The sequence below is a fragment of the Methanobacterium sp. CWC-01 genome (assembly GCF_030323845.1).
In the GTDB taxonomy this organism is placed as follows: Archaea; Methanobacteriota; Methanobacteria; order Methanobacteriales; family Methanobacteriaceae; genus Methanobacterium; species Methanobacterium aridiramus.
In genome coordinates, this window is record NZ_CP040735.1 from 674,906 (window position 1) to 688,644 (window position 13,739).

Genomic DNA, 13,739 nt, shown 5'->3' on the forward strand with positions numbered 1-13,739 from the left:
GCTTTACTGATTAAATCATATTGATAGTACCTAAATAGATAGATCCCCAACAGGACATATAATACTAAAATAAAGATAAAGAATAAATTTGAATTTGATATTTCAGAAGCGAAATTTAGATCTACCTTCATCAAAAAAATTTAGGTAAGTTCATATAAATTACTATTTGTTTGATGTTTATTTTCAAGTCCATATAATCTAAAAAAGACTAGGTGAAAAAAATGCTTAATCCGGCTGATTTTATAAAAGAATCCATAATGGAAATCAAAAATACTGTTAAAGATAAAAAGGCCATTATAGCCCTTTCTGGAGGAGTTGACAGTTCCGTTGCATCAGTAATTGCTGCTGAAGCTATTGGAAATAACTTAACTGCAGTTTTTGTTGATCATGGGCTTCTAAGGGAAGGTGAAGCAGAATACGTTGAGACCACATTTCAGGACAGACTTAACTTCAGATTTGTTGATGCCAGTGCTGAATTTCTAAGAAAACTGGATGGAGTGGAAGATCCGGAAGAAAAAAGGATGATCATTGGAGAAGTCTTCATCAGGGTATTTGAAAGGGTGGCTGAAGAGGTGGGAGCCGAATTTCTGGTGCAGGGAACCATCGCTCCGGACTGGATCGAGAGTGAGGGGAAAATAAAATCCCATCATAACGTGGCCCTACCCCACGGCCTAGTTCTGGAAGTTTTGGAACCAATAAGGGAGCTTTATAAAGATGAAGTAAGAATTTTAGGCTCGGAACTTGGCCTTCCAGAGCACATGACCCAGAGACAACCTTACCCTGGCCCGGGATTGGCAGTGCGGATTGCAGGGGTGATTACTCCTGAAAAAATCCATATCTGTCGTAAAGCCAATGCCATTGTGGAAGAAGAAGTTCATAAAGAGGGTCTGGATAAGACTTTGTGGCAGTACTTTGCGGTGTTGACCAACACCAAGGTTACCGGTGTTAAAGGAGATATTCGGGATTATGGATATCTGGTGGTGCTGAGGATGGTGGAGTCCCTGGATGCCATGACTGCTGATGTTCCAGAACTTCCCTGGATGATGGTTAAAACCATTTCACAACGTATCACAGCAGAAATACCTGAAGTAACTCATGTAGCTCTTTCAGTGAGTGATAAGCCCCCCAGTACCATCGAATTAGCTTAGGTTGAAATAAATTTAAAGTATCGCGGTAGCCATACTATTACTATATGAACCTAATTTCAAATGAAAAAGTCCCCATCTTCTTTGTAGAATCTGGGAAAGTAGAGATGGTAGAGAAGGTTTATAAAGGAGATGAAGATTGGTTGGAAATTTTAACTCCGGAACAGTTCCAAGTAGCCCGTAAAAAGGGTACAGAAATGGCTTTCACCGGCAGATATCATGACTGTCATGAAGACGGAGTATACCGTTGTGTCTGCTGCGATACCGACCTATTTGACTCTAAAACCAAGTTTGACTCAGGTACCGGGTGGCCCAGTTTTTGGGAGCCCGTAGCCATGGAAAACATGGTGCATGTGGAAGACCGCAGCCTGTTCATGGTTCGTACCGAGGTCCTGTGCGCCCGATGTGACGCTCACCTGGGACATGTATTCGATGATGGACCACCACCCACTGGTAAACGCTACTGTATGAATTCAGCTTCTCTTAAACTGGTGAAACGGCCATAAATCAGAATCCGCCACCTTTCGTGACTGTTGATTACTTCTCACCTACTAACTAAAACAGTTTATTATACCTTAATCATTTATTTACTTGATAACATGATGGGTAAAAAGTCCTATCTAAAGAAACTCACATCCAAGTTCCAGATTCCCTCGGTGAATGTGGGCAAGGAACTGGACGGCACCACCCCTCCCTCAGTTTTTATTGGTAGTTGGAACTATCCTAAGGTGTATGCTGGCCCCATGATCACCCCTATGGAAGGAGACACCACCATCATGGACACCCCAGAATCGTGGATTGCCAATCAAAAAACTCAGGAAGATATAATCGGATACCGGTTGAATCTGGTTCGTGGAAAACAGTTAGTGGGAGTTAAAGACCTGGAGAATGGGCTGGTTGAAAAACTACAAGAAATTTCTTTATCCTCGAATTCCATTGATAGTGAAGCAGAATTTGGTGGGAAACCTCGAGGTGTTTCTTTTAGTGACCAGCACCCACCCCATGGACCCAGCGCCCTGATTGAGAAATTTGATATCGAGAGTGTCAGGTGGGACCGGGAACTGGAGAAGGTCTACTATGACACTGACTTACTGGCTAGAGAAGCCGTTATGAATCTCCACCAGGATGATATTCCTTTTTCCCAGATCCAGAAGGCCTTTTCAGTGGGAACCATGGGCATTGAGAAACGTCGCCGGTTGGTACCGACCAGATGGTCCATTACTGCCTGTGATAGTACCATAGGGGACCAGCTCTTAAAAGAAGTTAAATATCACGAAACTGTGGATAAATGCAGAGTACACGAATTTGCCAGCCTTAACAACTACTATGCCGTGATCCTTCTACCCACTCCCTGGCAGTATGAATGGATGGAAGCCTTCTTACATGTCCTAGGAAGAGAACAGATTATATTCTCTGATTACGAATATTATAATGGTAAGAAAGAGTATTCAAGAGTGGGAGGATGTTACTACACCTGTAAAATGGCGGTGCTAGAAGCCCTGGCACGTGAAAAAAGACAGGCGGGTGTAATTGTGCTAAGGGAGGCTTACTCCGGATATGTGCCCCTTGGAGTTTTTAATGTTAGGGAAAATATAAGAAATGCCATGGAGCAACCTTTTCTAGAATTTGAGGATATTAAAAGTTCCCTGAACTATGTGGATACCAAGCTTAAACTTTCTGTGGAAAAATTCATAGAGCAAAGTGACTTGCTTCAGGATATATTAAGATCCAGGCAGACCACACTGGATTCTTTCTTTTAAATGATGACCTATACATATTCATGGTGAAATTGACTTAATGATGTAAAAATATATTTTTAATGGTGGAACATTGATTAACCAGCATAAACTCACTTTAAGGGCCAAAAGGCCATCCCTAGAATCGGCACAGGCCATGTGCCGGGTGGCCAGGGATCTGTGCAGTATCCATCACAACCCCCGTGAAGAATTGAAGTCTGTTGAAGATAGTATCCGGAAATTAACGGGACACCAACAGGTAAAAATAGTCAATAGTGGTAACGCCGCCATATTATCAGTCATGAGCACCCTTAATGGGGCCATCCTCATCCCTGATCAGGGTGCTTGGTCTGGTTTTGCGGAAATGGCCAGTTTAATGCACTTGGAAACCAGGAAATTAGATACCAATCAGGGAGTTATCGATCCTGAGATTCTCATTGAATTTTTAGATCATTACCTTGTGGAAGCGTTATTTTTGACAAGTTTTGCCGCCTATACGGCGGAACAGCCCCTGAAAGAGATCTACCAGATCTGTGAAAAGAACGATATTTTACTGGTAGAAGATGCATCCGGAGCCCTGGGAGATCCTACCAAGAATTTAGCCCATAAAAAACAGGCCCACGTTATTGTGGCATCCACGGGAAGCCCAAAGATGGTTAACGCAGGTAGTGGGGGTTTTTTTTCTACCAACCGCGAGGAGGTGGTTGGTGATTCTAAACGAATAACCCGGGCTTTACGGGCCACTCCCTTAACCGGTGCCGCTATCATGGTGGAAGTGCAGAATGCCAGTGAATCATTTTCAAAAACTGTAGCCGCCTGTAAATTTTTGAAAAAAGAGTTTGAAACCTCGTTTCACCATGATAAACGGGGAGTGAATGTTTGTTTGCCCAGTTCAAATCCCAGAAAATTTGCTCACCAGTTACGGAACCACATCGAAGTGATTGGTGGAGGAATGATTACCATCTGCCCCCGCTATGAAAGATTAACTGAACAGGCAATTTGTTTGGAAATAAAAAATCTTGATCTAAGGTGTCTGAGCAGGGAGAACCTGGGAGAATTAGTGGAAGTGGTTAAAGAACTGGATTTGAATGTTTTGGATAAATAATTACTTTTCAAGGTTTAAAAGAGCAGTTCTTTCTATTAGCACCCTCTCCACATTTCGATGGGCGTATAGTTCCTGATCAGAGATTTTATAAATCTGTTTCAACCTTTCAGGGTCGGCTTTAAGGACCGTGATGTCCTGGGGACCCAGTAAACTCTCCAGTTTGGGAAGTGCATCCCCCGGGCAGCCCACCATCACGGCACAGACGGCTTGTTTTCCCTCAGTTATGCCTAACAATTTGATGGCCCTTGATATCTGTCTTTGTGCTGAGGCTCTCAGACAGATCTCCAGGCCCAGGTCCTGGGATAAATTCTCATTCCGCTGGAATGCCAAGAGGGCCTGGTGGGTGGCATGTAAAAGGTGTTCTTCCCCAGCAACCCCCTGGGCCTGTAACAGTTGAATGGTTCCCCTCCCAGCAATATCTCTGACGTGGGCTAAAACCTCGGGCAAGTTCTTTATATGGGCATTAAACCCTGTAATCTGAATAGTATATTCCATTTATTCTAAATCCCTTTTCTCAATGCGTTTATCACTGAGGATCTTGTTTATGCCAGAAAGATAGGCCTCCACACTGGCATTTATAATGTCGGGTTGAGTGCTCCTGGCGGTTACCACCTGCTGGTTATGGCGCAGCCGGACCACCACGTCTATAAGGGCGTCGGTCCCCCCAGTTATGGCATCCACGTGGTATTCTTCGAGTTCAATGTCAATAACATCGGCGATGCTCTTTTTAATGGCCACCAGGGCAGCGTCCACTGGACCCACCCCCACACCAGCCTCCAGGGTCTCCATGTCATCTATCTTAAGTTTAACCGAAGCAGTGGGTATTACCTTGTTACCAGATACTATGGTCAGTTCTTCCAGTTCCACAGGTTTCTCTGCCATTATCCCCATCACATCCTCAGCTATGGCCTGCAGATCCACATCGGTAACACATTTACCCATGTCTCCCAGGGATTTTATCCTCTGGAAAATCTGGTTAAAACGATCCTCATCCACCCTCAATCCCATTTCTTCTATCTTCTGTTTAATTATATGAGACCCTACGTGTTTGCCCATAACAAAACGGCGTTTATGACCAACTAATTCTGGCGTTATTGGTTCATAAGTTGCGGCTTTCTTCATAACTCCGTCGGCGTGAATCCCAGATTCATGGGCAAACGCGTTCTCCCCGACAATGGCCTTGTTGGGCTGTAGGAAAACCCCCGTGATACGGGCCACCATACGGGATACATCGTAGAGCATGCTGATATCCACATTGGTAGGAACCTGGTAGAGGGTGTGTAGCGCCACCACGACCTCTTCTAAAGATGCGTTTCCGGCCCTTTCACCAATACCATTGACGGTGACGTGGGCCTGGGTGGCTCCGGCCCTTAAACCAGAGAGACTGTTGGCTACGGCCAGGCCGAAGTCATTGTGACAGTGCACTGAGAGTGGCACCTTCAGTTGGCTTAGTTGCTGGTAAAAGTCATAAGATTTCTCGGGGGTGAGCATTCCCACCGTGTCACAAGCACAGATACGTTTAGCGCCGGCCTGGATACCTTCCTGGAATATCCCCTTAAGGAATTCCATATCACTTCGGGTGGAGTCTTCAGCAGACAATTCAACCAGAAGTCCATGATCAACTGCGTACTGGGTGGACTCTATGGCCATAACCTTTACTTCTTCCCGGGTCTTGCGAAGTTTATGTTCCAAGTGCAGATCAGAAGTGGGCACCACCAGGTGAATGCTGTCCACCCCACAATCCAGAGCAGCATCGATATCAACTTGAACTGCCCGGGTGAAACTGCATATCTCGGCGGATAATCCCTCATCCACCACCTTTTTTATTCCATCCCTTTCTCCAGGAGAGGTTATGGCGGACCCTGCTTCAATGACATCCACCCCCATCTCTTCCAGTTTAAGAGCTATTCTGAGCTTTTCATCAGCTGTAAGGGAAACTCCAGGAGTTTGTTCACCGTCGCGAAGGGTGGTGTCGAATATTTTAACTTTCAAGACAATCACTTCATCAATTGTTAAATATTAAATCTTTCATGGCGTGAAAACCAGACATTCAACTTCGAAGCCACTTAACCAATAAGAGACCTAAATTAAGCCAGTTTAAGTACGGATATTACCCGAGTCAAACTCTTGTGCATTCTTATATGGTGCTGTTCTATTACTTCAAAGTTTGTGCCCTCCAGCACCTCCTGGATATCCAGGTAATGGGGAGTGGCTATACAAACCCGGCCATCTTCTTTTATGATCTGTGCAATGGACACCATGGACTGCTGGTAAAGGTCCTGGCTCTTCTCACCTCCGGTGGAAGCAGAAATACCATAGGGGGGATCGGTTGCCACGGCATCAACTGGTTCAGATAGGGGTAAGCTACGGGCATCGGCCCGGAATATCTGGAAATCTGTTATCCCACAGTGGATCAGGTTCTCTTTAGTGCCCTCCACCATTTTATAATCCAGATCACTACCTATCACCCGGGCTCCGATGATCCCGGCTTCAATTAGGATTCCTCCTGTGCCGCAGAAGGGATCCAGTAAACTCTCTCCCCTTTTAACACGGGTCAAGTTCACCATACACCGGGCCAGCTTGGGATGCATGGATCCAGGATAAAAAAACGGTCTTTTATGGGGTTTAAGTTCAAAGAAGTGTTTTTTAGATATGCTGGAAACACGATCCCCCACCAAGACTTCATCATGATTCAACACCGTTCTGATGAATGTATGGGGGCTCTCCAGGTTGACTCCGGCCCCAGTACGCCTCTTAATAATTCCCCCCAGTTTTTTTTCCAGATCTAAAGAGTTCAAATCTGATCCAGAATCAACTTTTTTTACCCTGACCGCATAATTATCTTGGACTATATCCTCCCAGGGGTAAGAGGAAGCCCTTTCCTCTAATTCACCATTCACTGTGTGCAGCAACACCCGAAAAACTTCATGGGTGAATGAAAGCCTCCTTACCAGATTAGGAAGTTTTGGGAACAGTTTATCTGGCATCTCTATAACCATCAAACCGCATTTAACCTTTTTAAATCTGTATTTAATGTTTTCTGCAGCAAGAACTGACTCTAGTTCGGCCTGGGGCAGGGTGGGATGTTCCAGGGAGGGGATAACAGCTATTTCCATAAAGAAGATATCCTCCTGGATAACATCTGGGGCAGGATGGAGAATATGATTCCCCTTCTTAGCATCTCCATTACCAGGGGAGATTGGGTGTCCATGTCTCCGTATTCAGATATTATTTCTTCAGCACCCTCTTCTTTAAGTTTGGAGAACATGAAATCCAGATCAGCATCACTGAGGGATTTAAATGTTTTATGAACCATTCTCTGAGTTTTAAGTTCTCTTCCAAACTTCTTACCATATAAAACCTGATATTCCTGCAGAATTTCCATATTTTCTTCTTCCAGTGCTTTAATCATTACCTCTGAGGCCAGTTTAGCACAAAGGAAACCCAGGGTCAGGCCACCCCCAGTGGTCGGCTTTACCTGGGAGGCAGCGTCACCTAAAAGGAGTGTCCTGTTTTTTACGATCTGCTTTTTTGGATTGTAAATTGGAATACAACCATGATATTTTTTTATAAACGCGGAATTTTTTAGTTGAGGATTTTTCTTGATGTAAGCTTCCAGATGGGTGCTGGCCTCCTTATAAGACAATGTAGAAAACAGGCCCACCCGTAGCAAACTCTCAGAAATGGGAATAATCCACGAAAATCCTGGAGTTATTTTGGATTCAGCATTCAAATGTACATAATCAGTGTCAACTTCATCTTTAACACTCATCAGAAACTGGACAGCTTCATAATTCTCTGATGCAGGATTGAACAGTTTCGAAACCCGGGAGTTGTAGCCATCAGCCCCCACCACCACTTGGGCTGATATTTTTTCACCATTCCTTACCAAAACATCACCGTTGTGAATATCCACATTATCTACACGGTGTTTAAGTAACAGTTGGGCTCCAGAATCAACTGCTCGGTCTGATAAGTACTTATCATAGGCTACTCGGTCGATGACGTATGCTTCGGGATGTTTTTTGGAAACTTTAAGGACAATTTCAGAAGGTGAATGCAGATAAGCACCATATACTTCATTCATGATGAATTCCTGAGGCAAAATGTTTATTTTTTTAATTCTTTTACCCAGAAGGCCAGCACACTGGAGTGGAACTCCCACATTCCTTTTTTTCTCCAAAATGACAACCTTGTATCCTTCATCTGCCATATAACGGGCTAATGTTGAACCTACCGGTCCAGAACCCACCACAGCTACATCATAGTCCTTCATTTCTTTTATCCATCAGTTATTATAAAACAGTGCAAAAGAACAGGGGTATGCTATTCATCCCTAATCATTATCTCTTTTTTAGGCTCATCTTTTAAACTTTTTATCGTATTCCTCAATTATGGATCTTGGTTCTTTGGGTTTTTCTGGCCGGGTAAAGTCAAACTCTTCCCCTTCCATAAGCCGGTTTATCACGTTTTCAACTTCAATGGGGTTCGGAATGTCTTCTAAGATAAGTGTGGTGCCCTCATGCCCTCCAAACACCTCCATATCCCCTGCAGAAAATAACCGGTCCACCAGACTTTGTGAAACCACAATATCCTGTATCTTATCATAATGGATGAAGCTTTTCCTTCTTTTTATGATTCCACTTTGAACAATGATTCTATGGTTGGTCAGGGTGTATTTTTTTTGACGCCAGCGAAGAAAATCGTATCCCACCCCCAAGATTAGTATTAGAATAACAAGGAACAGGGCATAAGTTGTCCATTCCACCAGTGGGAGTTGAATAAAGGCATCCAGGCTATTTCTAAAGTTATTCATCCATGCCAGGATTAATCGAAATAGGTAAAGAATCAGAAGTATGATTATAACTTTGAGAAACACTCCTGTGGAGTGTACTAGGAAACGGGGTTTGGTCTTGAAAATCACCCTTTCCCCAGGATGCGAATTTACTCTTCTTTTTTTAAACATTTACACCACAATATCTTGAATATGTTCTAATCCCTACTATTCTATAGTGGAGTCTAAATATTTTATGTACAATGGCCATAATTTTAGTAATGATCAAAAGACGAATAGTGGTTGAAGAGTCCAACATACTTCTCACCACCGATATGGAGAATGTGGACCTTACTAATTTTATCATTAAGGAACGCTACGGCTTGAAGAGTTATATACAGCAACATCCCGAATTTTTAAGTAGCCTGGAACCTCTGAAAGTTGAGAATGCCCCTCCCCTGATAGAAGAAATGGCTCGTGCCAGTAAACTGGCTGATGTGGGGCCCATGGCCGCAGTGGCTGGTACCATATCCCAGTTCTGCCTTAATTATATTCTGGATCAGGGTTCACGATACAGCATAGTCGATAACGGAGGGGATGTGGCTTTAAAGACCAACCGGGATGTCACGGTTGGTTTGTTTGCCGGGGAATCTTCTTTATCTGGACGTTTAGGTTTCAAAGTAAAGCATCAAATAACCCCCCTGGGGATCTGCACCTCCTCCGGCACGGTGGGACACTCCATTAGCTTTGGAAGATCAGACTCGGTAACTGTTTTTGCCTCTAAGGCCAGTGTAGCCGATGCAATGGCGACTTCTATGGGTAATTATGCCATTGGGAAGGATGATGGGGATGCTGTGCAAAACTGTCTTTCCAGGGCTGAAGAACTTAGGGACCATTTCCGGGGAGTGGTGGTTATCGTTGGTGAATCGGCCGGCACCATTGGCAAGGTACCGAAGATGGTAGAAACTGCCAAAAAGGTGGTTTTAAGTGATCTTTTTGAGACATATTAATGCCTTCCATTAAATTAAGCAAAAAAAGATAATTTAATTAAAAAAATAAGAATAGGCATTTATTATTTTTTAAAGTTTAAAGAAGGTTAAATTTCCTATTAAACACTCTAACATCCACCAGAGTACCTTCTTCCAGTATCTCAGTGTTTTTTGGAATTTCGATAAAACCATCAGCCTCGGCCAGGGCGGTGATAGCTCCGGAATCCTTTAAAATAGGGATAGCACCATCCCCCTTTACTTTAACCAGTAAATGGTGAGTTCTTCCCCGGGAGGGGTGGAACCGACGGGACAATCTTAGTTTTACAACAGAAGGGTCTTCAATGGGTAAACATGAGTTTTCTCTTAAAAATGGTGCTATTAACGACTCAAAAACGACCAAGGCGGCCACAGGATACCCTGGAAGTCCTATTAGAACCTTTTCATTAGTGCCTATAAGTCCTATTAGAGTTGGTTTACCTGGTTTAATGGATATACCGTGGACTAGAACTTGACCCAACTCCTCAACCACTGCCCTTAATACATCCCCTGCACCGGCAGAGGTTCCACCAGAGGTTATAATTACATCGGAATCAACTAGTCCATTTATAGCATTTTTAAGGCTCTCAAAATCATCTCGGACTATCTGCAGATCGAAGGGCAGGCAGCCACATGATAGAACAGCAGAGGCCACGCTTTGAGAATTAACATCATAAATTTTCCCATAAGGCAGTTCTGCACCACTGGGTACTATTTCATTACCGGTAGATATGATCCCTACTTTGATTCGGGAATACACCGGGACTTTTTCCAGGCCCATGGCACTTAAGACCCCTATTTTATCCGGAGAAAGAATGGTATTTTTTTTAAGAAGCAGGCGGTCTTTTTCTATATCAGAACCCTGCTTGGCGATGTTTTCACCAGGAGCTACTCCCTGGTAGACATATACTTCATCACAGGATATTTCGGTGTACTCTAACATCACCACCGCATCTGCTTGGGGAGGAAGAGGAGCACCAGTTCCCACCTCCACGCAACATCCACTTAGAACATCATATCGGGGGATATCACCAGCCCTTACCCTCCCCACCATTTTCAATACTTTGGGTTCATCCTCTGACGCTCCGAAGGTGTCTTGCGCCTGCAGGGCATACCCGTCCATGCTAACCCGGTCAAATGGGGGCAGATCCATAAAAGAGTAAATATCTTCAGCCAGAACCCGACCCCAACATTCCTGTAAATTAATATATTCCACGTTCTTGGCCAGTTTCAGTGCGCCCAGAATCTCTTTAACCTCTTCTGGCTCTGTTAGATTCAGGAACTCTTTTCCCATTCAATTACCCCATTATAGATATTGGCAAAATGAGCCTATGAAAAAATTTGTATTTAAAAAATGAATAAAACAAATCCATCATAGAAACATATCACTGTTCTTAAAGGTAGTAAGGATTACAATGAATTGTCTAACTCTAAGATGAATGTTGTCCACAGTAGTCTTATAGACTATATTTTAGTGTTTTACGCCTCTTCCTCTTTTATTTCCAGGTTTTTTATGGTTTGCTCTTGTTCTTTTTTTAGTTCCTTTTACCTTTGCCATTTTATCAACTCTTATAAGTTTGACTTCTATAAAATAACTAGATGCTTTTATAACTACCCAAAAATCATTTTTCACCTAAAAAGGACTATTAAAAATCCTTTTTTTTAGTTTTTAGTCAATCATGTGATGCATCTTAACATAAAGATCTAGTCATTTTTTGTATATTTTTAGCATAGGCTTTATATAAGTTGGGTTAGTAGAAATGCATGAAACCAGCACTTTTTTTATATACATCGAAACACAATATAAAAAGGAAGATTGAATGATCATATCGTGCAATTAAAAGTTTATTCTAAAACAGGGCAAAGATCATTAAATAATCAATAAAATCGCCATGAAATATTAGATGATCATTTAATTCAAGATATTAATGTCGATAGGAATTGGAGGAGAGTATTTGAGAAGAGGACAAGGCCAACAAACTCAGGAAGTTCGGAGAGTCCGGTCTCCCCGTAAAGGTGAGATACCTGGATTGGTAGAGCAGATTATGGGGCACGGAAAGCTAAGAGTAAGATGTGCCGATGGAAAAATACGGTTATGCCGAATTCCAGGTAAAATGAAAAAGAGGATATGGATTAGAGAGGGAGACGTGGTTCTGATAAAACCTTGGGCTTTTCAGAGTGATGAAAAGGCCGATGTCGTGTGGAGATATACTCGTACCGAAGCTAACTGGCTAGAACGCCGGGGAAAACTTAAGCTCTAGTTTTAGAAAAGGTTTACTTTTTCTTTTTAATTCTCTGCTTTTTAAAGATCAGCAAAATCCTTTTACTGCAAATATCATGCCCTTACACTAGCAACGGCAATAATTTTGTGGCTGGGAAAAAAATATATTCCTGAAGCCTTGATTTCATCTCTAAAGGCTGCAAATTGGATAAAATAGTTTTATATACTAAGTTGGACTATTTAGTAATAGTGGTTATTATCGTCTGACGTCCTTTACACCTTGAATCAGCCTGATTTTGACTAAAATTCTTTAAACCTAAAAGGCGTTATTTATGGATTCAAAAATTTCGAAAGCAGATTATGATCTGCAGAAAATGAGGGAGATTAAGCGTCTTAAAAGTGTTGAGGATAAAAGAACTGGAAGTGAAGTCTTCGATCGGCTAACCCTGGAAACTCTCTACAAGTTAGCCAAACAGGGTTATATAAACCTTTTAAAGGGTGCCATAAGTACTGGAAAGGAGGCTAACGTTTTCAAAGGTGTTGATGATCAGGGTAACCTAGTGGCGGTTAAGATTTATCGGGTTAGTACCTCTGATTTTAAGAAAATGCAGTACTACATACAGGGGGATCCCCGTTTCAAAGTTAACACTTCCAATAAACGCCAAATGATTAAAACCTGGGTTATGAAAGAATTCAGGAATCTGAAAAGGGCTGAAGAAGCAGGAATCCCGGTTCCACACCCCATCATCGCCAAAAACAATGTTCTGGTCATGGAATTCATAGGTGATTCCCAAGGAAATCCCTCTCCACTCATGAGAGAAACAGAAGTAGCTAACCCTAAAAAAATGGTCAATGATATTGTGGATATTGTTGCTAAACTTTATAACGATGCAAAAATTGTTCACGGTGATTTATCAAGCTTCAACATTCTCATCAGAGAAGATAACCCCGTCATTATCGATGTTTCCCAGGCAGTGGTCCGGGATCATCCTTTGGCTTTGGAGCTTTTAAAACGCGATATAGAGAACTTGATTAGAGATTTTAAGAAACTAGGTATAAATATATCCATAGATGAGATTAAAAGTAAAATTATGGATGTAAAAGGATAGAAAAGTATATCTTAAAGGATAATGTAAATATTTTCATTGAGGTGTTAGATTTGCCCACTACCGAATACTTGAAGATCCCTAAAGAACGTGTGGCGGTGTTAATTGGAACCAAGGGAACCACCAAGGGATTGATTGAAAAAACAACAAACACTAACCTGGATATTGATAGTGAAGCCGGATCGGTTTCCATATCACCCAGCGAAGAGAACGAGGATCCTCTTTCTGTGTGGAAAGCCCGTTATATGGTTAAAGCCATAGGAAGAGGATTTAATCCGGAAATAGCCCTCAAACTGGTCGACGATGAGGTAATGCTGGACATTATAAACCTGCCGGACTATGTAGGAAAGTCCAAAAAGGCAGTGGCACGGCAAAAAAGTCGAATAATTGGTAAAGAAGGGCGTACTAGGGATATAATCACTGAAATGGCCGAAGTGGATGTTTCGGTTTACGGAAAAACCGTTTCCCTCATTGGGGATATGGAACACCTGCAGGTGGCCCATGAGGCGGTGGAAATGATTCTGAATGGTTCCCGGCACAAGACTGTTTACGCTTTTCTGGAGAAAAAGAAACAGAACCGAAGGATGAGGGAGTTTCGGGAAACCCACAAAATAGTGGATTTGTAAG

General features: G+C 42.6%; 15 protein-coding genes. 8 read left to right on the forward strand and 7 right to left on the reverse strand.

Features of this window, described 5'->3' with window-relative positions:
- The first annotated feature begins 221 nt into the window (after positions 1 to 221).
- The 4 genes from guaA (at position 222) to FGU46_RS03680 (ending at position 3,986) form a co-directional block, all read left to right on the forward strand.
- The gene (gene guaA, locus FGU46_RS03665; RefSeq protein WP_286476606.1) at positions 222 to 1,148 is read left to right on the forward strand and encodes a glutamine-hydrolyzing GMP synthase; all 927 of its coding nucleotides are present in this window, start codon (positions 222 to 224) and stop codon (positions 1,146 to 1,148) included.
- A 44-nt stretch (positions 1,149 to 1,192) separates the two neighbouring features.
- Positions 1,193 to 1,651, forward strand: coding sequence for a peptide-methionine (R)-S-oxide reductase MsrB (gene msrB / locus FGU46_RS03670; protein ID WP_286476607.1), 459 nt, complete (start codon positions 1,193 to 1,195; stop codon positions 1,649 to 1,651).
- Positions 1,652 to 1,744: 93 nt separating this feature from the next.
- The gene (locus FGU46_RS03675; RefSeq protein WP_286476608.1) at positions 1,745 to 2,905 is read left to right on the forward strand and encodes an Nre family DNA repair protein; all 1,161 of its coding nucleotides are present in this window, start codon (positions 1,745 to 1,747) and stop codon (positions 2,903 to 2,905) included.
- Between the two features lie 70 nt (positions 2,906 to 2,975).
- Entirely contained in the window at positions 2,976 to 3,986 is a 1,011-nt protein-coding gene (locus FGU46_RS03680) for a DegT/DnrJ/EryC1/StrS family aminotransferase (protein WP_286476609.1), read from the forward strand.
- Here FGU46_RS03680 and cgi121 read toward each other — a convergent pair whose 3' ends face one another.
- The 5 genes from cgi121 to FGU46_RS03705 form a co-directional block, all read right to left on the reverse strand.
- Complete coding sequence (gene cgi121, locus FGU46_RS03685; protein WP_286476610.1) at positions 3,987 to 4,481, reverse strand: KEOPS complex subunit Cgi121; 495 nt, start codon at positions 4,479 to 4,481, stop codon at positions 3,987 to 3,989.
- Positions 4,482 to 5,978, reverse strand: a complete 1,497-nt coding sequence (locus FGU46_RS03690) for a 2-isopropylmalate synthase (RefSeq protein WP_286476611.1) — start codon at positions 5,976 to 5,978, stop codon at positions 4,482 to 4,484.
- A gap of 95 nt (positions 5,979 to 6,073) precedes the next feature.
- Positions 6,074 to 7,102 carry a TIGR01177 family methyltransferase gene (locus FGU46_RS03695; RefSeq protein ID WP_286476612.1) on the reverse strand — a complete coding sequence of 343 codons (1,029 nt, stop codon included), beginning with the start codon at positions 7,100 to 7,102 and terminating at the stop codon, positions 6,074 to 6,076.
- Positions 7,093 to 8,262, reverse strand: a complete 1,170-nt coding sequence (locus FGU46_RS03700; RefSeq protein WP_286476613.1) for a geranylgeranyl reductase family protein — start codon at positions 8,260 to 8,262, stop codon at positions 7,093 to 7,095. The genes FGU46_RS03695 and FGU46_RS03700 overlap by 10 nt, the downstream gene beginning before the upstream one ends.
- Before the next feature lie 84 nt (positions 8,263 to 8,346).
- Positions 8,347 to 8,802 carry a PH domain-containing protein gene (locus FGU46_RS03705; RefSeq protein WP_286476614.1) on the reverse strand — a complete coding sequence of 152 codons (456 nt, stop codon included), beginning with the start codon at positions 8,800 to 8,802 and terminating at the stop codon, positions 8,347 to 8,349.
- Positions 8,803 to 9,023: 221 nt separating this feature from the next.
- Between FGU46_RS03705 and FGU46_RS03710 the strand changes: the two genes are divergently transcribed.
- Positions 9,024 to 9,770: a UPF0280 family protein gene (locus tag FGU46_RS03710; protein ID WP_286476616.1), complete on the forward strand. Its 747-nt coding sequence runs from the start codon at positions 9,024 to 9,026 to the stop codon at positions 9,768 to 9,770.
- 76 nt (positions 9,771 to 9,846) lie between these two features.
- Here the strand turns inward: FGU46_RS03710 and FGU46_RS03715 are convergent, their stop codons facing one another.
- Together FGU46_RS03715 and FGU46_RS03720 are read right to left on the reverse strand one after the other, a co-directional pair.
- Entirely contained in the window at positions 9,847 to 11,079 is a 1,233-nt protein-coding gene (locus FGU46_RS03715) for a molybdopterin-binding protein (protein WP_286476617.1), read from the reverse strand.
- A gap of 177 nt (positions 11,080 to 11,256) precedes the next feature.
- On the reverse strand, positions 11,257 to 11,418 hold the full coding sequence (locus tag FGU46_RS03720) for a hypothetical protein (RefSeq protein WP_286476618.1): 162 nt from the start codon (positions 11,416 to 11,418) through the stop codon (positions 11,257 to 11,259).
- Positions 11,419 to 11,713: 295 nt separating this feature from the next.
- Here FGU46_RS03720 and eif1A point away from each other — a divergent pair, with 295 nt between their 5' ends.
- The 3 genes from eif1A to FGU46_RS03735 all read left to right on the forward strand — a co-directional run bounded on the left by eif1A (position 11,714) and on the right by FGU46_RS03735 (position 13,738).
- The gene (gene eif1A / locus FGU46_RS03725; protein ID WP_286476619.1) at positions 11,714 to 12,046 is read left to right on the forward strand and encodes a translation initiation factor eIF-1A; all 333 of its coding nucleotides are present in this window, start codon (positions 11,714 to 11,716) and stop codon (positions 12,044 to 12,046) included.
- A 292-nt stretch (positions 12,047 to 12,338) separates the two neighbouring features.
- Positions 12,339 to 13,115 carry a serine protein kinase RIO gene (locus FGU46_RS03730; protein WP_286476620.1) on the forward strand — a complete coding sequence of 259 codons (777 nt, stop codon included), beginning with the start codon at positions 12,339 to 12,341 and terminating at the stop codon, positions 13,113 to 13,115.
- 50 nt (positions 13,116 to 13,165) lie between these two features.
- The gene (locus tag FGU46_RS03735; protein ID WP_286476621.1) at positions 13,166 to 13,738 is read left to right on the forward strand and encodes a KH domain-containing protein; all 573 of its coding nucleotides are present in this window, start codon (positions 13,166 to 13,168) and stop codon (positions 13,736 to 13,738) included.
- Position 13,739: the final 1 nt, after the last annotated feature.